This window comes from Rhizobium sp. BK313 (genome assembly GCF_014193655.1).
Taxonomy (GTDB): Bacteria; Pseudomonadota; Alphaproteobacteria; order Rhizobiales; family Rhizobiaceae; genus Rhizobium.
Window position 1 is genome coordinate 170,051 of the sequence record NZ_JACHZQ010000010.1, and the last position, 24,096, is coordinate 194,146.

The following is a 24,096-nucleotide window of genomic DNA, read 5'->3' on the forward strand; positions in this document are numbered from 1 at the left end:
CCTCCGAATTGGGCGGGTCAGCGACCCAACCACAGGGACTTAAGGAACAATGCCGCTGACAAGACGATGCAGACGGCCGCGATTGCGACCAAGGCGGCGCCCCGCGGCGCCGGAACCCGAATGGGCGCGATATGCAGGATGGCCATCACAGCAAACGAGAGAGTGATTACCGGTGTGAAGGCGGCAGCCGGCAGCGATGACCGGGCGAGGAGAAAAAGAGATAGAAGCGGTATGTCATAGGAGAGCGGGACCCCGTAAAATGAGCCGCCGGATAGTCCGAAGACGCTGAAATAGCTCAGCCTGAGTGCGCCGGCGAGCAGCAGGGCGACCGCGAGGACGTGAGCGACGGCCGCATGTTGGGTTGCAGCGACGATGACGAGCGCCGGGAGGGTCGCCCCATAAACCATATCGCCAAAACCATCGAGGTACTTGCCGACTTTGGCGGCATCGGCGTTTCGGTTCCTGGTTTTCCCGGCGACGACGCCGTCGATCTGATCAGCCAAAACGGACCAAAGCCCCAGCGCCACGGCCATTTCGATCCGACCGGAAATCAAGGTTACGAGCGCTGTTGCAGAGACTGCGATTCCAACCGCAGTGATCGCATTGGCCGGGTCGCGGAGATAGACTAACATTTCGGCTCCGAAGAAGGGGCATGGGCAAAGGGGTTCGCAAAGATCGTTTCTGCGTGTTGCAGGTCCTCAGGCGTATCGATCTCGAACCACTTGATATCGTCGCAGAAAACGGGTGCGATCCGCATCGCCTTCTCGGCCGTCAGGCGCGACAGAATCTGTTCCAGATAGACATCGATCCGTCCGGTTTGCACCTGCCTGTCGAGTGCCGAAATCAGCGTTCCGGTCGACATCGGACAGGAGAAGCGAGACAGGTTCATTGTTTTGAAGAGTGGCGGGCCATCGGTCGATGTTTCCGTCGCGATTTGTCTCAGCCGATACTCGGCGATCGACCCTTCCATATCCAATGAGACGGCCGATCCCTCCATCGGAGGGATGAATGTGACGACAGCCGTGACGTTGTCGGCCGTGTGCTCCTGAAGCCGGCGCAAAGCCGCCTCTTCGAAGAAAACGTCGGCCTCCAGGACGTAGCAGTCGCCCGCAAGCAGACTATCTCGAGCAAGCCACAGAGAATAGGCGCTGCCGGACATGTCGAAGCGGGTTGATTCGACATAGTCGACGGCAAGCCCGTTGAAGTTGCGACCACAGGCACATTGGATCGCGTCTTTGCGATAGCCGACGACGATTGTCACCTCTTTTACGCCGACCGCGTTGAGATTGCGCAAGGCGTTGAAGAGAATGGGCGTGCCGCCGACCTCGACCAGAGGCTTCGGTCGAAGATCGGTCAAGGGCCGCAGGCGCGAGCCCACGCCCGCGGCGAGAACAATGGCTTTCCTTGCGTCGAATCCACCAGTCATTGGCGTGCTCCGACGACGAGGTTTCGGTCATTCCGAGTGTCAAGGAATGCAACCAGCCGATGGCAGCCTGCCCGCAAGCGATCGGGTAGGCCTCCGTAAGACAGGCGCAGACCGGTCGGATCGCCAAAGACCGTCCCAGGCACGACGACGACGCCAGTTTCCTCGAGCAAGGCAGCCGCGACGTCGTCGGCCGTCTTGCCGGCCCAAACAGAGTTGGACGATCCGAGGAGCCTGGACAGGTCCAGATAGAGGTAGAAGCCGCCCTCAGCCGCAGGCAGGTCGACATCCTTCAGCTTCGAGAGAATCTCCAACCCCAGCGACCGCGCCGCAGTCAGCTGTTCGCGCAATATCGCCTCGGCCTCGCGGTCGCCGTTCTGCAGATGATGCAGTACGGCGTGTTGGGCGATTACGTTCGGGTTCGACGTGCTGTGGCTTTGCAGGGCTTTCACTGCGGATACGACGGCGGCAGGCGCGGCCATGTAGCCGATGCGCCATCCCGTCATGGCAAGGCTTTTGGAAAAAGAGTTGACCGTGATGGTGCGCGATCGGATCTGTGGAACCAGCGAGACGATCGAACGATGGCGGCGGCCCTGGTGCGTAAAGGCGCCATAGCACTCGTCGAAAATGACCCATAGATCATGCGCCAGTGCCAGCTCAGCGATGGCGACGAGCGTCTGATCGTCATAGACCGCTCCGGTCGGATTGTTCGGTGTGTTGACGACGATCGCGCGTGTACGAGGCGTAAGAGCGGATTCGATGTCGGCAATGTTCGGCACATATCCGTTTTCACGCGTGTCGACCGACACGGGTTGAGCACCTGCTAAAAGCACTTGTGCGGCAAAGGTGCTCCAATAGGGAGCAGGAACGATGACTTGGTCACCAGGGTCGAGCAGAACCAGCGTGGCATTGAACAGGGCCTGTTTGGCGCCGCCGGTGACCGCGATTTCCTCGAACGAATACGCCTGTCCGGTTTCCTGCGAGAGCTTGTGAGCCAGCGCCTGCCGCAGCTCCGCCATGCCGATGGTATCGGTATAGCCATTGATGCCCCGACGGATGGCGTCGATCGCGCCCTCGCTGATCGTCGAAGGCAAATTGGCCGAAATCTCGCCGGCGCTGAGATCGATAATGTCTCGTCCCTTGGCGCTGGCGGCCCTGGCGGACGCTCTTGCGAGCGCAGTACCCGATGCGGTGAATAGCGTAGTCCGGTGCGCGAGCATGCGATGCCTCGTCTGCTGGGATGGCGGTGATCAATCGGGGATGGTGCTGATTGCGTCAGCTCAGGTAGCGCCTTTCGGCTTCTACCAGTTCGTCGTAATTCATCAGGCTGAAGAGGTCTTTCACGGACGCGATCGTGTCTTCCAGCGAGACGACGCCCTCCTCCAATTTGATCGTGGCGCAGGCGCGTCGCATCGCCGCCGCGGCGGCACGCAGATTCTGGTTGGCCCAGATGATCGTCGAAACGCCAGCGTCTCGGAAGCGGGATACGGGCGTTGCGTAGTAGGTGGTCGGCACGATCACGACCGGCAGCCGATTTTGCCACTGTCGTGTGAAATCCTCGATTTCCGCTGCATCGCGACGCTTTGAATGGATGAGAATCGCGTCTGCGCCGGCCTGGGCATAGGCGTTCGCCCGGGAAATGGCCTCGTCCATTCCTCGGTTCGCGATCAGCGCTTCGGTTCGCGCGACGAGAACCAGGTCGGGGGTCGTATCCTTGACGGCACGCAGCCGGCCGCAAAATTCCGCGGTATCGGCCAAGGGATGGCGGCCCTCGATGAAACTGTTCATCTTCGGATAGAGCTTGTCCTCAAGGCAAAGCCCCTGCGCACCACGCTGCCTTATCTTTTTTCCCAGAAGTCGGGCATTGTTGAAATTGCCGAAGCCGCTGTCGCCGTCGACGAGGACAGGCAGCCGGCCGCTGTCGACGATGCGCTCGACCACCGCAGTAACCATCGACCACGACGCTTCGTTGCAATCGCGATAGCCGAGCGACGACGAGATCGTCAGGCCCGAGGCCCAGAGCCCCTGGAATCCGGCTTCCTGGGCGATCGCCGCCGAGAGACCGTCATGCGCCTCCATCAGGAACGACAGTGTTCCGCCAGCGATGAGCTCCGAAAGATCTGGTGCGGCCGCCTCGCCTCGATGACCGCCATTCCTATCAGGATATTCAAGGTTCTGCATGCGCTTCCTCCTTCATCTCAAGTAAGTAAGCGCGCGCCGGAAAATAGAATCAAGAACTAACGAACCTATAGTTTCGATATATCGCAATTATATTTTTGATACATTGTCGACTGCGGAACAATATTCGATATACCGGTTGATAGATCGATGAAGCATTCGGAATTTCGCGTTCATTCCTATCTAAATGGGCATCGTCTGCAGCTGATAAATCTGCGACTCGAATCGCGTTGCGAAGCGGATTAGAGCTGTCGGGCTGCGCTTCGTCGCACGAGGACATGGATTATGGAGGAATGGCAATCGCGTCTAAGCGACGATTTGGCCGGGCGCGACAAGGCCAGCCGGGCTTACCTCGACATCAAGGCCGTTTTGCTGTCGCATCGTGTGCCGCCCTCCACATTCCTCAATATCAAGTCGCTCGCCGAAGCCCTTAGGTTGAGTGCGACGCCGGTCCGCGAAGCCCTCGTCCGTCTGGCCCAAGAGGACATCATTTTCCAGGCCCCGTTGGGGCGCGGCTATTTTTCCCGGGCATTCAGGATCGACGAACTCGCTTCCGAATTCGAGGCCGCTCGGCTGATCGCAAGCTATACACTTGTCGAGCAGCGTGATCGCGTTGCCTCCGAACTATTCTGGACATTTGCCGTCGACGGAAACGCACCTTCCTCTAACCTCTTCGAACACTCGCTCCTGATCGAGCGCTTCCATCTACGTTTGGGAGAGCTCTCGCAAAATCTGCGATTCCAACGTGTCATGGAAGTTTTCGTGGAGCGGAGTCGGTTCATACGTCTCCATGATCTGAGCGCTCCCGGCCGCCTTGAAGAAGTCGGCGAGGTCATGCGCGATTTAAAAAGATCAATCGAGGCCGACGAGATGGATGCCGCGGTCGAAATACTGCGCGAGCAGACAAAAACAACAATAGGGCGCCTGCCGGATATGATGCAAGAGATCCTGCGGCGCGCGATCGCGGCGGGTCTTTCCGCGGAGGCCGCGTTGGTCCGTGAGCGCTAGTTCGCCTTCGATGCGACGACAGGCATGGTCGAGCATCGGAGCGCCTTCTCATCCGGCGTCGCGGCGGAATGTATACTATAGTGTGTCGTACTATAGTGAACATTGCGCCAAAACCTATGCAATGCATATTCGTGCGATCGTGGGCTTGAACGTCTTGAGAATTCGCCGTGAGCGGCAGTTGTCCCAGGAGGAGCTGTCGTTGCGCGCCAAGGTAACGCGTGCCTATCTCAGCGGCATAGAAGCCGGTACCCGCAATCCGACGGTCGATATGCTGGCAAGGCTCGGCGATGCGCTGGGGGTAAGTGTCGAGGAACTTGTCAAATCGAGTTGAACCCATAAGGCCCTCATCGAAAATCCCTCCGACAGCGGACCGCACTTCCGCATCTACGCCGGCAACGTCGAGCTCGGTGCGGCGTGGCAGAAAATCTCGGAACAGGGGCGCGATTATCTCTCGGTCAAACTCGACGACCCAAGCTTCTCGGCTCCCATCTACGCGATTGCGTTGCGTGTTTCGGCCCTCGCAGGTGGCCGGTAGCCACGACCGCGCTTTTTTCGAAGCAGGTCAAGGAACAGCATGACTGCCTCTTTTTCATGATCGAAATCGTGGACCATCGTTTGCCCGCTTGTGCCAATTCGGCCCCAGCGCCGTCGCAAACAGGCCTGCCCGAAAAGCGTGGGCTCGATCGCCAGGGAATAGAACCGCGCCAAATTTTTGTGAGGATCGGTTCGCTCGATATAAAGGTGATAGGGCTCGATTATCATGCTCACACGATCGTCGATCGCGCAAAGCGCGTCCAACGAGTGTTTTGAATCGGTCCCTATACATCGATTCAAAACGGTGATGGATCAGATCTTCGGCGGCGTTTGCCGACACCATCCACCGACCAAAATCTCCGCGAGATTGACAGGCGGCCATGGCTGCAATCGGTCTGTACTTTTTCTTCAATTCCGCAATCTGAATGTTCTGCGCCAAAACGGTTGTCCTCCTACCCGGTCCAGTTGCGTCATCTCCGCAGTTTCCTGCGTTCAACGCTTGGTATCCCCTTTTCTCCCCTGGCATCGAGACGATTCCTTATTGCGGCTATGAGGCGATTATGCTCCGCACGATGATGGTTATGATGGGAACAGGTGTTGCTGAGAAAGTGCGAGAGACATCGGTCGCTCCTAAGCAATTGGGGGGATGATCCGCAAAGTCGGTCAGCGAGCTCGCCGAGACTGAATGAAGAATTTGGGCCGGCACCAAAGAAGACCTGCGCGACAGGCAGAACGGTGCTGCGGTCTATCTCTAATGTCTTGATAGTCGATATGCACCCGTCAGCGGGCTCGATGTGGAGGTGTGAACAGTACCTCGCCGCGCGCTGTCATAAACTGGTCTTGCGATCTTTCGCGTGCCAACGAACTGCGCGGCATTTCAAGGTCGTCCGACATGCCCAGAAAACCTGTTCGGCTTGACGCAGCTTGTCATATCCTGCCGTCGAAACCAGATTGCGCGCCCGCATCTAAGCGGCGGGTTTCCTGCCGTGAAGACAATCTGATCATCGGCGCGCATGCGCAGAACCTCATGCGGCTGAATCAGCGGTCTTGCCGCGAGTTGCTTTGACCGCGTCCGCGATGCTCCTCGTGACTGCGTGTTGCGGCTGATCTGGTCGATTTCGACCGTCGTCGTGCCGCATCGACGCGAGATGTAGTCCGCCGTTTCCGGATCGTTGATGGCGGCAAAGGAAATCCAGCTCGCACTTTCGAACCATTTGCTGGTCGCGTCGCGTCCGCCGAACGCCTCCCGCAGTTGACCGATCGACTGGTAGATCATCATCAGGGTTACCCCATACTTGCGGCCGGCGTCACGGGCGGTTTCCAAAATACGCATATAGCCGAGCCGTGCGACCTCATCGAGGAGAAACAGTGCGCGTCCGTCCATCGAACCGTCGCGATTGTAAATCGCATTCAGAAAGGATCCGATGATCACGCGCGCGAGCCCTGAATGCGTCTCCAGTGTTTTCAAGTCGATGTTAATGAAGACATCGGTGGTGGGGGAGACGATCGCATCGGTGGGGAAGCTGCAGCCCGATACAAGGGAGGCATAGTTGGGATAGGAAAGCCAATGCGTTTCCTTGATTGCGTTGGCATAGACGCCGCTGAAGGTTTCAGGCGTCATGTTGACGAAGGGTGCGACGTTCTCCCTCACGAAGGTCGACCCGGACGTATCGTAGATCCCCTGCAGTCGCTGGCGCAGTTTCGGTTCCGGTTCGGCAAGATGGATGCGGGCCTGGCGGAGCGTCTGTTGTGCTTCTTCAAAATGACCGGACAGGCAGATATCGCCAATCATCGCGGTCAGCAACTGCAATGCCGAGGTCCGGAAGAAATCCTCGCGCGAGCTGCTCATGCGTCCGCTATCGCTCATAATCCAGGATGCGACAGAGGCGATATCCTCTTCCTTGGTGCCGCCGGTTCGACCGATCCAGTCGAGAACATTGAAACCGATTTCCGGCTGCTTCGGATCGAGGACATAGATGTCGCGCCCTGCTGCTTGACGATGGTCTCGGACCATCGAGGCGACTTCGTTCGACGGATCTAGTACGACAAGCGCTCCGCCCCATTTGAGTGCCGTCGGTATTGTTACGGATGTCGTCTTGAAGCCTCCGGAGCCGGCAAAGACGATCCCGTGCGAGGACCCGAACGCGCCATCGAAACACAGCAACGGCGATTTGCCGCCAGCGCCCCAACTTCTGCGGTCATCAGCTTGGAAACGTCGATTTGCGATATCGTCCCGATCGACGCGATAGCGTTCTCCGATGACGATTCCGCCGGTTTCGGGAAATAGGCTTTGGGCCTCCGCGGGTTTCATCCAATCGGCCTCTCCGTGCATCGCGCGCCGGCCGCGAACGCGCTTTGGCTCGGATTGCGCAAAAGCGGCATTGCCAAGGATTGCCACCCGCGCGGCAAAGCCTGTCGCGACGACCACTGCGCCCACGCCGAACAGCGCCCCGGGGTCCATGTGGGAAAGGACGGCGTTGCTTGTCGGTACATGCTCGGCAAGCGCAGCCAGACGCGCTGCTTCGCGGGCCGCGGCAATGGCGGCGGTGGTCAGACCACCACCGACGACGCTACGACCGATAATCTTGACATGCAACGATCCTGCCCCGCCGAACAGGAAGAGCAAGCCTACGACGGCTGCCAGAGCGTAGGGAAGTGCGACCGCCGTTTGGACAAGCAAAGGCCTGCTTGCCGCTGTCTGCCCCCAACCCACGATCCAATGCTCAATATTGGACGCGCCGATTGTCGCAACCACCATCAGTACCGCCGGTGCGGTCGACAAGATCGGCCTATTCGCGTTCATTGCCAAGCGCCTCTGCGCCGATCGAGATCAAACGGGAGCGCTCGGTCTCGCCATTGGCCAAATTCTGTCTGAGCTCGATCAAAGCCCCCAAAATGAGCGCTCGCTTTTCATATCGGAGACCCGCTTTGACGATCAGTCCGCCGAGTTCGATTTTTTCGCGCGTGTCTCTTTTGCGCGCATCCGAAGTTGCCGTTCGCGCCATCCGCTCAAGCCTCAGCAGTTTCGTCCGAACCCGGCTCAACGCCGAAGGGCGGTGTTTGCGACCCTTTTGCGGCATGGCTCAGGGATTGACTTGCGACCACTGAATCGGCTCTTCGTGGACCGAACCGCCCCGCCAATGCCTCGAACGCGGCTTGCAGATCAGTGTCATCGATTTCGACCTCTCCAAGCCCCCCCTTCAGAGCGATCCTGCCAATACGTTCGGCTTCGCGCGTTTCGGCCTGCCTCAGTTGTTCCTGTAGCTTGGTGATTTCCTCGCGGATCTTTGAGGAAGGCTTTTTCATTCCGATCGGTTCCTTCTTGCCGTTTGTGTTGTTGGCTGCTGACAGAGTCGGCCGGATCTTGCCGTCGATCCACTGACAGAAATGCGAGTTGGCGAAGCCATCGCTTATGGCCATCATCCCGGCCGTTCCGAAGGAGCGGTATCCAAGGGCGCAATTATACGTCGCTGGCGCGACGTGCGCGTTGTCTGTGGCAACGGGAGACCGCTTTGCCGGAACGCATCGATCCCGTCGTCGTCAGGAGCGTTCTTCACCGTGGCTGTCCCCCACTTCTCCGTCAGCATCGTCTCGCGCGGCTCCGGCCGCAGCGCCGTCCTGTCTGCCGCCTACCGCCATTGCGCCAGAATGGAATATGCGCGCGAGGCCCGCACGATCGACTACACCGCCAAGCAAGGATTGGCGCATGAAGAGTTCGCTGTTCCGGACGACGCGCCGGCCTGGCTGAGGACGATGATCGCCGGTCGATCGGTCGCCGGCGCCTCGGAAGCCTTCTGGAACAGGGTCGAGACATCAGAGAAGCGCGCCGATGCCCAGCTTGCCAGGGATGTCACCATCGCGCTGCCGGCCGAGCTCTCGGCCGAGCAGAACATCGCGCTCATGCGCGACTTCGTCAGTCGATACGTCACGGCAAAAGGCATGGTCGCCGATTGGGTCTATCACGACGCGCCGGGCAATCCGCATGTGCATCTGATGACGACGCTCAGACCGCTGACAGAAGACGGTTTCGGCGCCAAGAGGGTAGCGGTGCTGGCGAGCGGCGGCACGCCGCTGCGCAATGATGCCGGCAAGATCGTCTACGAGATCTGGGCCGGAGATGCAGAGGCGTTCAGCGCCTTCCGCGGTGGCTGGTTCGAATGCCAGAACCAGCATCTGACACGGGCCGGTCTGGATATCCGCATCGATGGCCGCTCCTTCGAGGCGCAGGGCATCGACCTTGCCCCGACCATCCATCTCGGCGTCGGCACCAAGGCAATCGAGCGAAAGGCGGTGGTGGGCGAGCAAAAGCTTTTGCTCGAACGCCTCGCGCTGCAGGAACAGCTGCGCGCCGACAATGCAAGGCGCATCGAGCGCCATCCCGACATCGTGCTCGACCTGATCAGCCGCGAGAAGAGCGTCTTTACCGAGCGCGACGTCGCAAAGATCCTGCATCGCTATATTGATGATGCCGATCTCTTCCGATCGCTGATGGCGCGTATCCTGCAGAGCCCGCAGACGCTGCGTCTTGATCGCGACCGGATCGCATTCGGCACCGGCGCTCGCCTGCCGGCCAAGTATACGACACGCGATCTGATCCGGCTCGAAGCGGAGATGGCGAACCGGGCGATCCGGCTGTCGCAACAATCCTCGCATGCAATGGCAAAGACGGAGCTGGAGGCGACGTTCGCGCGTCATGCGCATCTATCGGAAGAGCAGAGAATGGCCATTGCCCATGTGGCCGACCGCTCGGCGATCGCCGCCGTCATCGGCCGTGCCGGCGCCGGCAAGACGACAACGATGAAGGCAGCCCGCGAGGCCTGGGAGGCGGCCGGTTACCGGGTCGTCGGCGGTGCGCTTGCCGGCAAGGCGGCCGAAGGTCTGGAGAAGGAAACAGGTATCGCCTCCCGCACACTGTCCTCCTGGGAGCTGCGCTGGAACGAGGGCAGGAACCAGCTCGACAGAAGAACGGTCTTCGTCCTCGACGAGGCCGGCATGGTCTCGTCGCGACAAATGGCGCTCTTCGTCGAAGCCGCAACCAAGACCGGTGCCAAGCTGGTGCTGATCGGCGATCCGGAACAGCTGCAGCCGATCGAGGCGGGCGCCGCCTTCCGCTCGATTGCCGAGCGCATCGGTTATGCCGAACTGGAGACCATCTATCGTCAGCGACAGTCCTGGATGCGCGAGGCCTCGCTCGATCTGGCACGCGGCCATGTCGGCAAGGCGGTCGAGGCCTATGACGCCAACCGCAGGCTGACCGGGCCGGCGCTGAAGGCAGATGCCGTTGCCCGGCTGATTGCCGACTGGGATCGGGATTACGATCCGGCAAAGACCACCCTGATCCTCGCGCATCTGCGTCGCGACGTGCGTCTGCTGAACGAATTGGCCCGCGCCAGGCTGGTCGAGCGCGGCCTGATCGCGGCCGGCTTTGCCTTCAGGACGCAAGAGGGGGATCGCGCATTCGCCGCAGGCGACCAGATCGTCTTTTTGAAGAACGAGGCGTCGCTCGGCGTCAAGAACGGCATGCTGGCGAAGGTGGTCGATGCCGCCCCCGGGCGCATCGTTGCCGAGATCGGCACGGGTGAGGATCGCCGACGGGTGACGGTGGAACAACAGGTCTACGGCCATCTTGACCATGGCTATGCAACGACGATCCACAAGTCCCAGGGCGCCACCGTCGACCAGGTCAAGGTGCTGGCCTCGTTGTCGCTCGACCGGCATCTGACCTATGTTGCAATGACCCGCCATCGCGAGGATCTGCACCTTTATTACGCCACCCGTTCCTTCGCCAGGGCCGGCGGTCTCATTCAGATGTTGTCGCGCACGAATGCCAAGGAGACGACGCTCGACTATGAGCGCGCGGGCTTCTACCGCGCGGCTCTGCGCTTTGCCGAGGCCCGTGGTCTTCACCTGCTTCAGGTGGCGCGCACCATGCTCGGCGACCGGCTCAACTGGACGCTGCGCCAGAGCCAGACCATCGCCGATCTCGGGCTTCGGCTTGCCGCGGTCGGCTCGAAGCTCGGTCTTGCGCTTTCCCCGCAACACACAAGCGCCGAGAGGCCAGAGGAGGCAAAGCCGATGGTATCGGGTATCACCACGTTTCCGACATCAATCGCGCAGGTGGTCGAGGAGAGGCTCGCGGCCGATCCGGGTCTTGCCCGGCAGTGGCAGGAGGTGTCGACGCGCTTTCATCGCATCTACGCGCAACCGGAGACGGCCTTCAGGGCCGTCAATGTTGATGCCATGGTCAAAGACAAACACGTCACCGCCACAACCCTGTTCACGATCGCAAACGAGCCCGAGCGCTTCGGTGCCCTCAAGGGAAGGACCGGTCTCTTCGCCGCTGAAGCCGACAGACAGACCCGTGAGACCGCCCGCCTCAATGTCCCCGCGCTCGCCCGCAATCTCGAGCGGTTCCTTGAAGCTCGCGTCGAGGCGGAGCGCAGATACGAGGCGGAAGAACGAGCCCTGCGGTTGCGGCGATCGATCGACATTCCGGCGCTGTCGCCGGCTGCCAAACACACGCTCAGCCAAGTTGGCGATGCGCTCGAGCGCAACGATCTGCCCGCCGCTCTTTCCCATGTGCCTGCCGACAAGGACGTGAAGGCGGAACTCGATCGTTTTGCCAAAGCCGTTACCGCGCGCTTCGGCGAACGCACCTTCCTTGGCATTGCCGCCAAGGATCCTGGTGGAGCGATGTTCAACAGCTTGGCATGGGGACTGACGGGCCGCCAAGTCGCGGACCTTCACACATCCTGGGGTCTGATGCGAGCGTCTCAGAGACTTGCCGCCCATGAGCGCACCGTCGAGGCGCTGCAAAAGACTGAAGCATTGCGGCCGGCGAAAACGCAAGGGATATCGATCCGATGAAACAGGATGCCGGTCTCCGTCAAACTATCCGCTCTCGCCTCCGCCTCGGGCCCATCAGCGCGATCCCCGTCGCCCTCGGCGTGATGACACTTGCCGCAATCTGCGGGTTCGCGCAGTTGCGGATCAATCTGACACCGAGCGAGCCATTGGGCCTCTGGCGCATCGTCGCTCTGAGCCGCCCGGTCGCCGTCGGGGACCAGGTTTTCGTGTGCCCGCCCCGGACCGCAACCATCGCAGAAGGCCTCAGTCGCGGCTATCTCCGGCCCGGCCTGTGTCCGGGTGGCTATACCGCGCTGATCAAGACCGTCGTCGCGATTGCCGGCGACAGGATCGAGGTCGGCTTTAACGTCAGGGTGAACGGACGCGAGGTCGCTGGTTCCATCTTGCGGTCGATTGATGGAAAAGGGCGCCCTCTCCTCCCGTCGCCGAGCGGCACCGTTCCGGCGGAAGAGGTTTTTCTCCATTCACCCTACGCCGCGTCCTGGGACTCGCGCTACTTCGGGCCGGTTCCCGCCTCCGGCATTCTCGGGCTGGCTGAGGAGGTATGGACCTATGCGCCATAATTTGATCTTGCCAGTCCTGCTGATATTCGTTGCTGGCGCGGTGGGGTCAATCGCCTGGAGCGGCAATATCCTCGCCCTTCCACTATCGCTTGCCTTCCCTGCAGCGTGGGCGATGTCGCCGAACCGCACAACTGTCTTGGTGGTGTCCGCAGCCTATTTTCTCGCAGCGTCACGCGGGCTGCCACAGGGCGTGGCGGCATTTTATGGAATCGATCTCTGGCCCGGGTTGCTTTTGTGGCTGGTCGCATCCGTTGCCTTCGTCTTTGTCCACACTGCATTGTGGACGCAGCGAGAGGGATGGGAACAACCGTTTCGCTATCTGACCGCTGCTACGTTGATGGCGATCCCACCCTTTGGAATATTGGGATGGGCCCATCCTCTAACCGCCGCAGGCGTCCTATTTCCAACACTTGGCTGGACTGGACTTGCTGCAACCGCAGCCGGCCTGGCGATCATGACGACCCGCCACCGGCCGGCTGCTGCCTTGGCCTTTGGAGGCTTTTGGCTCTGGTCCGCCGCAAACTGGACGGATCCGACTCTACCAACGGGCTGGTATGGTGTCGATCTTCACGATGGGGCGGACCTCGGTCGGGACAACAGTCTCGAGCGTTATCGTGACTTTTCCGCAACGTTGCCAGAGGAGAGCCGGCCCGCGCACGAAATTGTTCTCCTTCCGGAAAGTTCTTTCGGTTTCTGGACGCCAACATTGGAGCGCCTTTGGCAGCGGCAACTCAGAGAGGCGGATCTGACGATTGTGGCAGGCGCATCGCTCGTCGATGACGCCGGTTACGACAATGTCCTTGTCAGTATAACCCGAGATAGCAGCCGGATCCTTTATCGGGAGCGCATGCCCGTTCCCGGGTCGATGTGGCAGCCTTGGCGCGCTTGGACCGGAAATAGCGGCGGAGCGCATGCGTATTTCTTTGCCAATCCCATCGTCGCTGTCGGCGATTCCAGTGCTGCGCCTCTCATCTGTTATGAACAATTGTTGGTCTGGCCGGTCCTGCAATCAATGCTTTACGATCCCGACGTCATCCTGGCCGTTGGAAATGGATGGTGGGCGAGCGAAACGTCGATTGTCCAGATTCAGAAGGCGAGTACGCAAGCCTGGGCACGCCTCTTCAACAAGCCGCTTGTGATGGCCTTCAATAGCTGAACTGGGGAAAGACCATCATGGATGCTGCCCTTCTCGCAAAATGTGCCGATCCGTCGCTCAGCAAAGCGATCGTCGAGCAGTTCGTTGCCGCTGTCGGCTCTGTTGACCCTCTCGCTGTAACGGTGACCGTGGACGGTCGGCTGGTCCTTGTTCCCAAACCGAAGTCGCCAGACGAGGCGCTGGCGATCGTGAGGGAATATCTGGGCAGCGGCGCCGTTCGCGTCGGCATCACGCAATTTCCGGCAGGCGTTGGACTTAAGGACGCCTCGCAATTGCAGCCAGGATTGGTTGACGCCTGTGAAAACCTGCGGATGGGTACTGCGATGTTTGGCAGGGTCTTACGCATCGTCTCGAACTGGTATGGTCGTCCCCGGAACAACGATGCTTTGCCGCAAATTCTTGACGACGCATTTGATGCATGGAGAACGGGCTATTTCGAAGGCAAAAGCGTGTTTCGGGCGCAGGACCCAGAAGGATCCGTTTTTCAGCCCTCAGATGCAACGGCAAAAAGCGCCGACGCCTCCAAAGATGAGCAGCCGTCTCCCGAGCCGTGGACGTCGAAGTCTGTATTGGACAACGCCGGCATTCGGATCGACCTGTCGCGGATCGACGGCGAAAAATGAGCTGCCACAAACCGGGGCGAACTTGCACTTTCCTCTACTTGACCTTCGTCGACAATTTCATCGGCGCAACAATATTCGAAGATCGCAGGCCCAAGCGCCGACTCAGGATATGGCAGTCGTGCTCTGGCAAGTTACAAGCGCGCCTTCCTCCCGCTCGATACAATTCCCAGCACCGAGCCAGGCGAGCTGCTTGGACAAGGCCTGGAGTTGTCAGACAGGCTGTTGATAGGATGAAAGGCCGTTCATGACGAGAATTTCCAACGGCTGGTCGCATCGGCCAGGGCCACTAAAGAGACCAGCAGGCTTCCTAACGGTCTGAAGGCTCTTCGGGGGCAACCAGATCCATGTGACTGACACCCAGAGCCTGAGCGAGCTCGAACAGGGTAATGACCGTTGGATTGCGACGCCCTTGTTCAAGTCCACTTAAATACTGCTGGCTGTAACCGGAACGCTCTTCCACCTCCTCCTGCGTCAGGCCTTTCTCCCGACGTAGGCGGGCAAAATTGCGGCCGACCAGTTTGCGCATGTCCATGCCGCGAAAGATCGGCGCTTACATACTATAAGTTTATCAACTATAGTATGTATTTGAATCTATACTCGTTTGGAAATATGACTGAACGCAGTGGATCCAGTTTTGAAGGAATGCAGGGGGATCTTTTGCAGCTCAGCGTCGACCAGCAAATTTCGCAGACCAAACTTATTTTGCGACCGCTCATCGGATTGATGAGCGGTCAATCGCGAGACGAAATCGAGTGGTATTGCCTCAAGGAAATGGAAAAGCACCGGCGCCTCCGTGATGAGGCCGTGACGCTCGAGGCGGCGGTGGCCGACGCGGCCAATGCCGAGGAGGCCAGCCAATGCATGAAAGCGTTCATACCGGCTATGATCGCCGTCCACGCTCAACACACCGTCGTGTCGACGCTGCTTGACATTCTCGGCTATATTCCCGACGCCTGTGCGGCAAAAGCGCATTGAATCGTCAAATCAGGCCGAGCTTGGTCGCCATGGCTGTTGCTTGCGGCAGCGTTGTTGCGCCGAGGGCGGCTTTCGCATTTCGAAGGAAAAAGGCGACGTTCGCGTAGGAGGTATTTTCTATGATAGCGATTGCCCTCATCGACTTTCCTTCCGCCGACCATCGCAGACATGTCAGCTCGTCCGCTTTCAAGCGAATTGGGCTCTGTCGAGTGGGATGAACGCCGATCAACTCAAGCCGCGAATGGACCTGGCCGACGGCAGAGGCGGCCAAGACAGGATTAAGCGCCCGTGCTCGTGGGACGTCCAGTTCATTCGACGCAAAAGTCAACATCGCTATCCGGCCGAACCCGGTTTTGATGGGCACGGTAATTCCGCAGCGAATGCCGAATTCTGCAGCTTCATCGCAAAAGGCTCGGCGCTCTTTGTTCGTCCGGTTCGAATAGGCGTGGGACCAGGCAAAAGCCTCCATCTGACTTCGCGCACTGCTGATCACGGGATCGATCGTCGCATATGATTTTAGAAAGTATCTTTCTTGCCATTCTGGCGGATAGCTGGAGATTGCCGTCTGTGTTTCTGCTTGTAAACTCAGGTAGGCGAATGCGGTGAAGCCTTTTTCGAGTGCAAGTCTTTGAAGTGTCGACTTGATAGCGACCTCGTCGCTGGCAAGGGAAACCTGCTCCGTTAAATGCTCAAACCACTGGTTCACTTCACGGCCTCCTTGACGCGAGGTTATGAATGCATTTGTCCAGGCCGATGAAAATCGCTCATTGTCGCGACGTCGTCGCATGTCAAATGGGCAATAGTAATGACGCAATATGATCAACCAAAGGGATTATAAGCGACAGAAACTACTCCGGTTTGATTGCATTTTTGTATCAGGATTCGGCCTTCGTCGGCTAGGTGCTAGCCATTTCGATACTCCGAAGGGAAGACGATGTCCTGATCCACCAGGACATTGAACAGGAAGCCAGGTCTGACCCGGATGGTCGGCTGCACATTCAGGTTTTTTGAAATCGTTTGCTCGGCAACCCGGCCAAATACGTCAGCGAAATTCCGTCGAGCGGCATCCGACGCCGTATCCTGGGTGGCAAGCGTCGAACTTTCGGGAATGGACATATCGATGCCGGTACCGATGATCGCGACCAAAGCCGCCGAGCCGAAGGTCCGCAGCAGATGCCGATCGACCCTGTCTGCCAGGCCGCCGTAGCCGTCCGCGTCGGTACCAGACATCGCTCCAAGCTGCAGGGTCGCACCATTGGGAAATATCAGATCGGTCCAGACCACAAGAACGCGTTCTTGGCCAAACGATACCTTGGAATCGTAGCGGCCAAGGAGCCTCGCTCCCTGCGGAACCAAGAGGTGGTGCCCCGTTGCACTGTCATAGACGTCCTGGCTGACCTGCGCGGTGATCCTGCCCGGCAGATCCGAGTCGATACCGGTGATCAAAGTGGCGGGAAGGACGGAACCGCGCTTTAGCTCGTAAGGCGAGCGTTGCGCAACGACCTGATCGGGAAGATAGCCGGGAGCTCTACTATTCCCATTTAGGAAATTTTCCTTCGATGATTGCCCATTGAGATCTGCGCCTTGCCCGATCACGCCTGACTTTAAGGCCGCGTCGTAGAGGTCGGAGGCCGCATTGTCAGTCGACATCGAATGCTTCTGATCGATGCCACGCGAGACGGCCTCCTCCTGCCCCAAACTGGAAGTATCGATCTTGAGCGGGGAATCCAGCGCGACCGCTTGCGCTTGCAGGCGCGCCATTCGTTGTCTTTGCGTTTCGCGAAGATATTGCTCTTCTTCTTCGCGCTTCAGCCTCGCCCTCCACGCGTCATCGGGTTCGACCTTCTGGTTATGCTGCTCGGACGTCAGAAGGCTGGGCTCCGGGGCGGGCGGCGATTTTTCGATGTTGCTCTTTGCAGTTGGCGCCGGCTGAAACTCTTCGCGCCGCTCGGGTTCTCCGATGATTGCGTCGGATATGCCGCGCTTCAGCTGATCACCGAAGTTCGACGCGGGCACGCTGAGGGCGCTATCGAGCCTTTCGTCATCGATGAAGAAAAGCCCACGCCATGACAGGCCGGTGATGACAACGGCAAGAAAAAGCACGAGGATGGCAATTGCGATTACGACGGGGAGGCGATTGAGGCGGCGTATGTTATTTTCGTCCGCTTTGGGAGTAGCCGGACCAAGTTGAAGGGACTGGGCCATTACTTCCACCTCACTTGCGTTGGGTGATCGACAGAGGGCTCGTTGGAATGGCGCCCTCGCTCGTCGATGTGTAAATGCGTCCCAGAGCGAGAGAAGGTGTTGTCAGACGCGCCAATATCTGGCCGTCATAATCGTCGATGGCATAGGCGAGCTCGATCGGCTTTTCGCTTTTTGCTGCGACACCGGTATCGTCGATGACAGTATAGCCCCAACCTTTCAACGCAGCCTCGAGCGCGAGCGCAAAGTCGGAAGCGGGCTTGTTCATCACAATCGTCGTCCTCGCTGCCCCTCCGAGCTGCTCGATAAGCCGGCTTGCCATGTCGCCGGCAATTGCGCTTGCCGTCGTCGACGTGATGGTCGTCTGCGAGGAGGCGGGAAAGGCATCGTCATCGATCGTCTGACACCCTGAGAGAAACGCTACTGCAAGAAATGCGGGAACAAGCTTCCACATCGTTCAGTTCGCTCGCCGGATCGTGACTTTTTGCTGATGCCAACCGACCCCAGAAATCAGAACAGCTTTGTCGACAGCATAGTCGACGATCATGATGTCGTTCTTCATGCGCGAGTTGACGATGCGGTTCTTACCGCCGGAGACAACAAACAACACCGGCGCGTCCTGGCCCGAAATCGATTGCGGGAATTGAATGTAGGTCTTGGTGCCGTCGGAATAGACGCGTTTGGGCTTCCAAGGCGCCTCGCCGCCGATCGTGTAGGAAAAATCGAGCTTGTCGGGGGATGCGCCAAGGGTCGTTTCGCCCTCAAGCCGAGAATTGATGTCTTCGAGTGTCTTTAAGGCATCGCCTGGGTACTCGAAACCGACGCGAGCCATATATTGGGTCGGATGGGACTTCAGCTCGATATGATAGGTGCGGCGCGACGTGGTCACCACCATCGATGTCGAAAGGCCGGGCTCAGAGGGCTTCACAATGAGATGAATTGCTTGCCCGGCGGCCGTTCCCGATGTCGCGGGCTCGACTTTCCATCTGACGGTGTCGCCGACGAGGACATCGCGGACGATCTCTCCCCCTTGAAGTTCGATGTCACAAACCTGCAGAGGTGAACAAACGACCGACGGTTGTGTCTCCCCGAACAAGAAAACCACCTTTCCGTCCGATCCGATAGTGACAAGACCTGGCGTATTGCGCCATTTGCTTGAGATCGCGGTGCCTTTGGCTTCGTTGCTTGTCATGCTCTGAGCTTGGGCGCCGAAGGCGACAATGAGTAAGCTCATGCAGCCGGCGGCCGCCATCAATCGTAACATCTGCATAGAATTACCCCTGCCCTTAGAGCTGTTCCGTCCAATCGAAGTCACGGATGTAGAGGCCGATGGGATTGAGGCGGATGGTTGCCTCATCTTGTGGCGGGTTCAGCGTCACGGTGGCGATGCCGCGAAACCGCCGCGTCGCGATCTCCTTGCCGGTTCGATCGCGTTCATATTCCGTCCAATCGATCTGGTATGTCTGATTTGAGAGCGCGACGATGTTGTTGACTTCGACTGCAACGGTCGAGGATTTCGCCTTTTCGAACGGCGAGTTGCCACGGAACCATGCATTGATCTTCTCGGTCGACGGATCGGAACCGCGAAGAAGCGCATAGGTGCGGTCGATATATTGCTTTTGCACGATGGCGTCGGGAGTGATCGAGCGGAAGGCCGTGATAAAACTACCCAGTGAGGCGCGAACGACACGAGCATCCGCGTATTCGATGTGTTGCGGAAAGCCAGCCGCAACCGCAGTGCCGAGCTTGTCTACCTCGACGATATACGGGACGAGCCTGACCTGTGTGCTGAGATAGATCGCATACCCAAAGCCGACCAGCCCAATCGATAGACCAAGGATGCCGACGATTCGCCAAGCAGCGGCAGCTTTCACGAAAGATCCGTACCGTTCCGTCCATTCTAAACGCGCCGCCAAATACGGATTTTCCGGAGTACGGTTCGATCCCATCGATCTTCCATTCATCTCTGTTGATCATTGATTTCGGGAGGCTGCGCGGCATAGGGACGATCAGTGCGCTGCCCCTTGAGCTTGGCGTTGGCCAAGCCGAGGAGTGATCCCGCATAGGCGCCGGGAGAGCCGATGGCCTTTTCCTTTGCCGCCGACCCGGCAGCGCTCACCGCCGAGGTGATGCCGGCACGCATGCCGCGAAGAGCGGCCTCGCCGATCGACGAACCATTTGCTCTTGCCGCCTGACCGGCGGCAAAGCCCGCTCCTACGGTCCCAGCGGCGAGAAATCCCGCTCCTGTTACAAAGGATGCTGCTTGTCCGCCATGCCTGATCGTTTCCATGCCTCCGGAGACAGAAACGCCTTGGACAACGCCCTGCATGATACTCGGCACGTATATGGCGATGATGAAAATCACGACCGAGATCCCGGCGATGGCCAGCGTCGTTATGAACTGATCGGACTGTGCCGTTGGAGCCTGCGCCAACCCAATCAGCACGCTCGATCCGATCTTGGCGATCATCACCAAGGCCATCAGCTTCATCCCGACACCGAAGGCGTAGACGAGATAGCGGATCGCAAAATCCTTGGTGAATGACGAACCACCCAAACCAAGCAGAATCATGCCGGCAAGCAGTCCCACGTACATCTCGACCATCACCGACAAGAATATCGCGGCGACGAGCGAGAAACAGATGACGACGACGGTCATGGCAAGGACTGCCGCAATTGCGAGTGCATTGTCTTCAAAAACCCCGAATTTCGCCTGCTGGGACATCTGCGATGCCACGCGTATTCCGGCATCGAAGACTTCCGCCGGCGAGGCCGACCCACCCCCTGCTCCGATCTGAAATAGACTGTCGACAACGGCGCGCGCAAAGCTCGGCCCCTGGTCGAGGACGAAGGCAAAAAATCCAATGAACATGACGCGTCGCACAAGCTCTGCAAACCAGCTGTCAAGCGAGGCGGCTTGAATGGCAAGCCAGACCGCCGCGATGCCAATTTCGATCACAGCGAGGATCCAGAACAGTGATTTCGCGGCGTCCGCAACAGACGCCTGCCAACCCTTTGCGGCCGCTGTGACCTGATTTTCGACTTCTGTCAGAACCTGCCCTTCCTGTGCGAGGGTCGAGGTAGAAAGCACCAGGCAGAAAAGCCCTGCCAACAGCAGAACACGTTTGAGATCGCCATTTACCATTGCGACCACATTTCCCGACTCTCGGCCGACGGGATTGTGGCGCTGCCATCAAACCATTTTTCTTGCGCGCTGCGCCGTGTTTCCAACAGCGACAGCATTCCGACCGTCGGGATGATCGCGACGATCGCGACAGTCATCGGTGAAGACCGAACGGCGGCGGCAAGTGGACGCCTATTCAAACGGGTCGAACTCACCAGCGCGGCTCCATCTTTTGACCCTCGGGAATATCGTTGATCTCGGCGTTGAAGAATTGCTCTCGCCGCTGCTCCGCCAAATCCTTGTCGGTTTGCTCGGACTGCAGCCAGGTTCCCATCATTGTCATCTGTTGGGATACCAGCCCTCGAAGTTTTTGCATTTGCGCAACCTGCTGGGCTGCGATTTCATGACCAACCTGCAGGGCTTTCAATTGCCCATCCGCAGTCTGCGACATCGCGCGAAGCGCTGCCATCGTATCTTCTTCACTGTCGAACTGATCGGCGGTTAGACTGGCTGCCTCGAGCGTGCCAGCGATCGTGTCGCGGTTGGTGTCGGACCAGCTTTGATAGGTCGACGAGAAGCTTTCCGCGTTCGGAAGATTTGTCTTGAGATCGGCGTAGCTCTTAAAACGCTGCTTCAAAACATCGTCCGCAGTTCCCATCGAAAACGCGATGCCCTGGCCCTGGGCGACGATGTTTCTCAACTGATTGAGGTCGCCTTCCACCTCTCCCCAAACATGGGTTGGAAGCTGCGCGGTGTTTTGCAGCATGTTTTGGTAGATCTTCAGCTGGTTTTCGATTTGCTCGGCGAGCTGGCTGATCTGCGTAACCTGGTTCTGGATCTGCTCTCCGGACTGACCCACCAGAGAGACGAGTTCTCCATTGTTGAGAATTTGCGTAAATTCGGTCGCGGGACCGACAGAGCCGCCCCCCTGCGCGGGCGCCGCCGCGGCTGTGAAGGCGACACAAACAAATCCCGCACACCATTTGTCAAAACGTGAGCAGCGCCGCAGCATTTTGAACTCCTCGCAGTTGCAGCCAGTGGGTTGGCCAGTCCTGGCCGTGAGCGGACTTGAGAGCTCGGATTCGCTTAAGGTCCTCCTTGCCGGTGGCTCCGACAAAGCTCAACGTTACCGGACCAAGCGACATGTCAAAAAGACGGCGTCCTTCCGGGCTCGCGACGTAATATTCGCGTTTTGGAGTGGCAGTCGAAACGATTTCGATCTGACGCTCGTTGAAGCCGATGCGCTCATAGAACTCGCGCGTGCCAGGTTCGCGGGCCGAACCATTCGGCAGGCAGATCTTGGTCGGACAAGACTCCTTCAAGACATCGATAATCCCGGATCGGTCGGCATCCGAGATCGATTGGGTCGCGAGAACAACGGCGCAGTTTGCCTTGCGCAGCACCTTTAGCCATTCGCGAATCTTGCTTCGAAAGACCGGATGACCGAGCATCAGCCAAGCTTCGTCGAGAATGATAAGGCTTGGGCTGCCGTCGAGGCGCTTTTCGATGCGATGAAAGAGGTAGGTGAGCACCGGGACTAGATTGCGCTCGCCCATGGTCATCAACTGCTCGATTTCGAAGGTCTGAAACGCGCCAAGCAGCAGGCTATCCTTCTCCGCATCGAGCAGATGCCCCATAGGCCCGTCCACCGTGTAGTAGTGCAGGGCATCTTTGATGTGTCGCAATTGGACGCCGCTGACGAAGTCAGATAGCGAGCGACCCGGCGCTGCCGCCATCAACGCAATTTGCCTCGATATTGCGTTTCTATGATCTGGAGAGATGGCCACCCCCTGCAGTGCGACCAGCATTTCGATCCATTCTGTTGCCCAGGCGCGGTCGGCTTCGCTGTCGAGTTCCGCCAAGGGACAGAAGGCAAGCTTCGGTGCTTCTTCGATGCCGTTGCCGCCGATCTCGTAATGATCACCGCCGGCCGCAAGCGTGAGCGGCAGAAGAGAATTTCCTTTGTCGAAGGCAAAGATCTGCGAGCCCTTGTAGCGGCGAAATTGTGCAGCAAAGAGCGCGAGCAGGGTGGATTTACCCGATCCGGTTGGGCCGAAGATCAATGTGTGGCCGACGTCGTCTACATGGAGGTTGAGACGAAACGGGGTCGAGCCGCTCGCAACTTGCATCAAGGGCGGTGAATTCGCGGCGAAAAACGGACAGGGCGCAACGGGATTTCCGGACCACACCGAATTGAGCGGAACCAGGTCGGCCAAGTTGCTGGTGTTGATCAGCGGCTCGCGGATATTGCAGTACCAGTTGCCGGGAAGACTTCCGAGATATGCATCGGTCGCATTGAGCGTTTCGATCCGAGCGCCAAAGCCCTCGGCTTGGATCAGCCGTCGGATCGCTTCCGCCTTTTCTTCCAACACCGTCGCGTCCTTTTCGAACAACACGATGACGGGGGTATAGTATCCATAGGCGACGAGTTGAGAGGAAGCGCGCGCTATGGCGTCCTCGGTTTCGGCGACCATGGCAATAGCATCCTGGTCGACCGAGCGGCTCTGTGTTTGAAAGAGCTGGTCAAAGAAAGGACGGACTTTTTGCTGCCATTTTTTCCTCGCTCGTTCCAACTTGGCACGGGCCTCCTCGGCGTCCAGAAAGATGAAACGCGATGACCAGCGATAGGTCAGCGGCATAAGGTCCAGGCTATTCAAAATGCCGGGCCAGCTCTCGGCCGGAAAACCGTCAATCGCGATCATGCCAAGGAAGCGGCTGTCGATTTTCGGTGTGAGCCCGTGTTCGAGCTCGGCAGTGGCGATCCAGTCAAGGTACATCGGGACGTCCGGCAGACGAAACGGATGGCTCTCGCCGGTGATGCAGAAGCGGACGAACTGCAACAGCTCATCGTATCGGGTAATCCGCTGCCCTCCCCTGTCGGGCACTTCCCGTGTTTGCATGCGCTGGATCGATAGCATATTTGCAAGATATTGCTCGATCTCGCGTATGCTGTTCCTGAAAAAGTACAGGACCGTGTCGGCATAAGATGCCTTACGGCTCGGTTCGTCCGAGTAGACATATTTGCTGAGGGCCGATCTTCTGGCCTGCGGCGGACGGTAGGTCAGTACAATTGCGTGCTTGCTTTCGAAATGTCCGTGTTCACGCTCGAAATGAGCCCGTCTTTCGGCATCGATCGCCCGTGTGACGATGTCGGAGAAATGGCAGCGGTCGTCAGATGGATATTCGGTCGTCGGCACGCGCACCGCTTCGACTTGAATCATCCAACCGCTTCCCAAGCGCGCGAGCACGGCATTGATCTGCCTCGACAACTCGTTGCGCTCCAGGTCAGTCGCGCTTTCGGCATCCGGTCCGGAGAAATACCAGCCGGCCATCAAGCTTCCATCCTTCAGCAACAGGATGCCATTGTCGACCAGACCTGCATACGGAACGAGATCGGCAAAGGATGGATCGGTCGTGCGGAATCGTTTGAGTGCGACCACGGG

The 24,096-nt window shown here is 58.8% G+C and carries 24 protein-coding genes and 1 pseudogene; 8 read left to right on the forward strand and 17 right to left on the reverse strand.

Features of this window, described 5'->3' with window-relative positions; genetic code table 11:
- Positions 1-17: 17 nt before the first annotated feature.
- Genes FHT86_RS34635 through aepX form a run of 4 tightly spaced genes read right to left on the reverse strand, consistent with a single transcriptional unit; the run spans position 18 to position 3,604 of the window.
- Positions 18-632, reverse strand: a complete 615-nt coding sequence (locus tag FHT86_RS34635) for a CDP-alcohol phosphatidyltransferase family protein (RefSeq protein WP_133704234.1) — start codon at positions 630-632, stop codon at positions 18-20.
- On the reverse strand, positions 626-1,426 hold the full coding sequence (locus tag FHT86_RS34640; RefSeq protein ID WP_133704233.1) for a phosphocholine cytidylyltransferase family protein: 801 nt from the start codon (positions 1,424-1,426) through the stop codon (positions 626-628). Before FHT86_RS34640 ends, FHT86_RS34635 begins: the two co-directional genes overlap by 7 nt.
- On the reverse strand, positions 1,423-2,643 hold the full coding sequence (locus FHT86_RS34645; RefSeq protein ID WP_133704232.1) for an aminotransferase class I/II-fold pyridoxal phosphate-dependent enzyme: 1,221 nt from the start codon (positions 2,641-2,643) through the stop codon (positions 1,423-1,425). The genes FHT86_RS34640 and FHT86_RS34645 overlap by 4 nt, the downstream gene beginning before the upstream one ends.
- 55 nt (positions 2,644-2,698) lie before the next feature.
- Complete coding sequence (gene aepX, locus FHT86_RS34650) at positions 2,699-3,604, reverse strand: phosphoenolpyruvate mutase (RefSeq protein ID WP_133704231.1); 906 nt, start codon at positions 3,602-3,604, stop codon at positions 2,699-2,701.
- A gap of 282 nt (positions 3,605-3,886) precedes the next feature.
- On the opposite strand from aepX, the gene FHT86_RS34655 reads away from it, so the two are divergent.
- The 3 genes and pseudogenes from FHT86_RS34655 to FHT86_RS34665 form a co-directional block, all read left to right on the forward strand.
- On the forward strand, positions 3,887-4,609 hold the full coding sequence (locus tag FHT86_RS34655; protein WP_133704230.1) for a GntR family transcriptional regulator: 723 nt from the start codon (positions 3,887-3,889) through the stop codon (positions 4,607-4,609).
- 154 nt (positions 4,610-4,763) lie between these two features.
- Complete coding sequence (locus tag FHT86_RS34660; protein WP_246779802.1) at positions 4,764-4,940, forward strand: helix-turn-helix domain-containing protein; 177 nt, start codon at positions 4,764-4,766, stop codon at positions 4,938-4,940.
- A 15-nt stretch (positions 4,941-4,955) separates the two neighbouring features.
- Positions 4,956-5,144, forward strand: a pseudogene (locus FHT86_RS34665) (DUF736 domain-containing protein); the annotation flags it as partial.
- Here the strand turns inward: FHT86_RS34665 and FHT86_RS34670 are convergent.
- From FHT86_RS34670 to traC, 4 genes are all read right to left on the reverse strand, one after another.
- A complete protein-coding gene (locus FHT86_RS34670) occupies positions 5,099-5,371 on the reverse strand; it encodes a WGR domain-containing protein (RefSeq protein ID WP_166656671.1) in 273 nt (90 codons plus the stop codon). The pseudogene FHT86_RS34665 and the gene FHT86_RS34670 sit on opposite strands and share 46 nt — an antisense overlap.
- A gap of 649 nt (positions 5,372-6,020) precedes the next feature.
- Positions 6,021-7,946, reverse strand: a complete 1,926-nt coding sequence (traG, locus tag FHT86_RS34675) for a Ti-type conjugative transfer system protein TraG (RefSeq protein WP_133704227.1) — start codon at positions 7,944-7,946, stop codon at positions 6,021-6,023.
- Complete coding sequence (gene traD / locus FHT86_RS34680) at positions 7,933-8,148, reverse strand: type IV conjugative transfer system coupling protein TraD (protein ID WP_133704226.1); 216 nt, start codon at positions 8,146-8,148, stop codon at positions 7,933-7,935. Before traD ends, traG begins: the two co-directional genes overlap by 14 nt.
- Before the next feature lie 4 nt (positions 8,149-8,152).
- Positions 8,153-8,449 carry a conjugal transfer protein TraC gene (traC, locus tag FHT86_RS34685; protein WP_133704370.1) on the reverse strand — a complete coding sequence of 99 codons (297 nt, stop codon included), beginning with the start codon at positions 8,447-8,449 and terminating at the stop codon, positions 8,153-8,155.
- Between the two features lie 252 nt (positions 8,450-8,701).
- Here traC and traA point away from each other — a divergent pair, with 252 nt between their 5' ends.
- From traA to FHT86_RS34705, 4 genes are read left to right on the forward strand one after another with little or no spacing between them, the layout of a single operon-like run.
- Positions 8,702-12,010: a Ti-type conjugative transfer relaxase TraA gene (gene traA, locus FHT86_RS34690; protein ID WP_133704225.1), complete on the forward strand. Its 3,309-nt coding sequence runs from the start codon at positions 8,702-8,704 to the stop codon at positions 12,008-12,010.
- Positions 12,007-12,573: a conjugative transfer signal peptidase TraF gene (traF, locus tag FHT86_RS34695; RefSeq protein WP_133704224.1), complete on the forward strand. Its 567-nt coding sequence runs from the start codon at positions 12,007-12,009 to the stop codon at positions 12,571-12,573. The genes traA and traF overlap by 4 nt, the downstream gene beginning before the upstream one ends.
- Positions 12,563-13,729 (forward strand): conjugal transfer protein TraB, encoded by a 1,167-nt coding sequence (locus tag FHT86_RS34700; protein ID WP_133704223.1) that lies wholly within the window; start codon positions 12,563-12,565, stop codon positions 13,727-13,729. The genes traF and FHT86_RS34700 overlap by 11 nt, the downstream gene beginning before the upstream one ends.
- A 14-nt stretch (positions 13,730-13,743) precedes the next feature.
- Positions 13,744-14,352, forward strand: coding sequence for a TraH family protein (locus tag FHT86_RS34705; RefSeq protein WP_133704222.1), 609 nt, complete (start codon positions 13,744-13,746; stop codon positions 14,350-14,352).
- A gap of 307 nt (positions 14,353-14,659) precedes the next feature.
- On the opposite strand, the gene FHT86_RS34710 is transcribed toward FHT86_RS34705, so the two are convergent.
- Entirely contained in the window at positions 14,660-14,884 is a 225-nt protein-coding gene (locus FHT86_RS34710; protein ID WP_133704221.1) for a helix-turn-helix domain-containing protein, read from the reverse strand.
- 77 nt (positions 14,885-14,961) lie between these two features.
- On the opposite strand from FHT86_RS34710, the gene FHT86_RS34715 reads away from it, so the two are divergent.
- Positions 14,962-15,327, forward strand: a complete 366-nt coding sequence (locus FHT86_RS34715) for a transcriptional repressor TraM (RefSeq protein ID WP_166656656.1) — start codon at positions 14,962-14,964, stop codon at positions 15,325-15,327.
- A gap of 4 nt (positions 15,328-15,331) precedes the next feature.
- Here the strand turns inward: FHT86_RS34715 and FHT86_RS34720 are convergent, their stop codons facing one another.
- The 8 genes from FHT86_RS34720 to FHT86_RS34755 all read right to left on the reverse strand — a co-directional run bounded on the left by FHT86_RS34720 (position 15,332) and on the right by FHT86_RS34755 (position 24,093).
- The gene (locus FHT86_RS34720) at positions 15,332-16,033 is read right to left on the reverse strand and encodes an autoinducer binding domain-containing protein (RefSeq protein ID WP_312862644.1); all 702 of its coding nucleotides are present in this window, start codon (positions 16,031-16,033) and stop codon (positions 15,332-15,334) included.
- A gap of 197 nt (positions 16,034-16,230) precedes the next feature.
- Complete coding sequence (trbI, locus tag FHT86_RS34725; RefSeq protein ID WP_133704218.1) at positions 16,231-17,532, reverse strand: IncP-type conjugal transfer protein TrbI; 1,302 nt, start codon at positions 17,530-17,532, stop codon at positions 16,231-16,233.
- 10 nt (positions 17,533-17,542) lie between these two features.
- Positions 17,543-17,983 carry a conjugal transfer protein TrbH gene (gene trbH / locus FHT86_RS34730; protein WP_133704217.1) on the reverse strand — a complete coding sequence of 147 codons (441 nt, stop codon included), beginning with the start codon at positions 17,981-17,983 and terminating at the stop codon, positions 17,543-17,545.
- Positions 17,984-17,986: 3 nt separating this feature from the next.
- Complete coding sequence (trbG, locus tag FHT86_RS34735) at positions 17,987-18,799, reverse strand: P-type conjugative transfer protein TrbG (RefSeq protein ID WP_133704216.1); 813 nt, start codon at positions 18,797-18,799, stop codon at positions 17,987-17,989.
- A 16-nt stretch (positions 18,800-18,815) separates the two neighbouring features.
- Positions 18,816-19,478, reverse strand: coding sequence for a conjugal transfer protein TrbF (locus FHT86_RS34740; protein WP_133704215.1), 663 nt, complete (start codon positions 19,476-19,478; stop codon positions 18,816-18,818).
- Positions 19,479-19,489: 11 nt separating this feature from the next.
- On the reverse strand, positions 19,490-20,674 hold the full coding sequence (gene trbL / locus FHT86_RS34745) for a P-type conjugative transfer protein TrbL (RefSeq protein WP_133704214.1): 1,185 nt from the start codon (positions 20,672-20,674) through the stop codon (positions 19,490-19,492).
- A gap of 190 nt (positions 20,675-20,864) precedes the next feature.
- Positions 20,865-21,665 (reverse strand): P-type conjugative transfer protein TrbJ, encoded by an 801-nt coding sequence (gene trbJ / locus FHT86_RS34750; protein ID WP_133704213.1) that lies wholly within the window; start codon positions 21,663-21,665, stop codon positions 20,865-20,867.
- Entirely contained in the window at positions 21,640-24,093 is a 2,454-nt protein-coding gene (locus FHT86_RS34755) for a conjugal transfer protein TrbE (protein ID WP_133704212.1), read from the reverse strand. Before FHT86_RS34755 ends, trbJ begins: the two co-directional genes overlap by 26 nt.
- Positions 24,094-24,096 lie beyond the last annotated feature (3 nt).

Coding starts and splice junctions, on each gene's coding strand:
- FHT86_RS34635 (WP_133704234.1), bottom strand. CDS start 632: ATGTTAGTCTATCTCCGCGACCCGGCCAATGCGATCACTGCGGTTGGA.
- FHT86_RS34640 (WP_133704233.1), bottom strand. CDS start 1,426: ATGACTGGTGGATTCGACGCAAGGAAAGCCATTGTTCTCGCCGCGGGC.
- FHT86_RS34645 (WP_133704232.1), bottom strand. CDS start 2,643: ATGCTCGCGCACCGGACTACGCTATTCACCGCATCGGGTACTGCGCTC.
- aepX (WP_133704231.1), bottom strand. CDS start 3,604: ATGCAGAACCTTGAATATCCTGATAGGAATGGCGGTCATCGAGGCGAG.
- FHT86_RS34655 (WP_133704230.1), top strand. CDS start 3,887: ATGGAGGAATGGCAATCGCGTCTAAGCGACGATTTGGCCGGGCGCGAC.
- FHT86_RS34670 (WP_166656671.1), bottom strand. CDS start 5,371: ATGATAATCGAGCCCTATCACCTTTATATCGAGCGAACCGATCCTCAC.
- traG (WP_133704227.1), bottom strand. CDS start 7,946: ATGAACGCGAATAGGCCGATCTTGTCGACCGCACCGGCGGTACTGATG.
- traD (WP_133704226.1), bottom strand. CDS start 8,148: ATGGCGCGAACGGCAACTTCGGATGCGCGCAAAAGAGACACGCGCGAA.
- traC (WP_133704370.1), bottom strand. CDS start 8,449: ATGAAAAAGCCTTCCTCAAAGATCCGCGAGGAAATCACCAAGCTACAG.
- traF (WP_133704224.1), top strand. CDS start 12,007: ATGAAACAGGATGCCGGTCTCCGTCAAACTATCCGCTCTCGCCTCCGC.
- FHT86_RS34700 (WP_133704223.1), top strand. CDS start 12,563: ATGCGCCATAATTTGATCTTGCCAGTCCTGCTGATATTCGTTGCTGGC.
- FHT86_RS34710 (WP_133704221.1), bottom strand. CDS start 14,884: ATGGACATGCGCAAACTGGTCGGCCGCAATTTTGCCCGCCTACGTCGG.
- FHT86_RS34715 (WP_166656656.1), top strand. CDS start 14,962: ATGACTGAACGCAGTGGATCCAGTTTTGAAGGAATGCAGGGGGATCTT.
- trbI (WP_133704218.1), bottom strand. CDS start 17,532: ATGGCCCAGTCCCTTCAACTTGGTCCGGCTACTCCCAAAGCGGACGAA.
- trbH (WP_133704217.1), bottom strand. CDS start 17,983: ATGTGGAAGCTTGTTCCCGCATTTCTTGCAGTAGCGTTTCTCTCAGGG.
- trbG (WP_133704216.1), bottom strand. CDS start 18,799: ATGCAGATGTTACGATTGATGGCGGCCGCCGGCTGCATGAGCTTACTC.
- FHT86_RS34740 (WP_133704215.1), bottom strand. CDS start 19,478: ATGGGATCGAACCGTACTCCGGAAAATCCGTATTTGGCGGCGCGTTTA.
- trbL (WP_133704214.1), bottom strand. CDS start 20,674: ATGGTAAATGGCGATCTCAAACGTGTTCTGCTGTTGGCAGGGCTTTTC.
- trbJ (WP_133704213.1), bottom strand. CDS start 21,665: ATGCTGCGGCGCTGCTCACGTTTTGACAAATGGTGTGCGGGATTTGTT.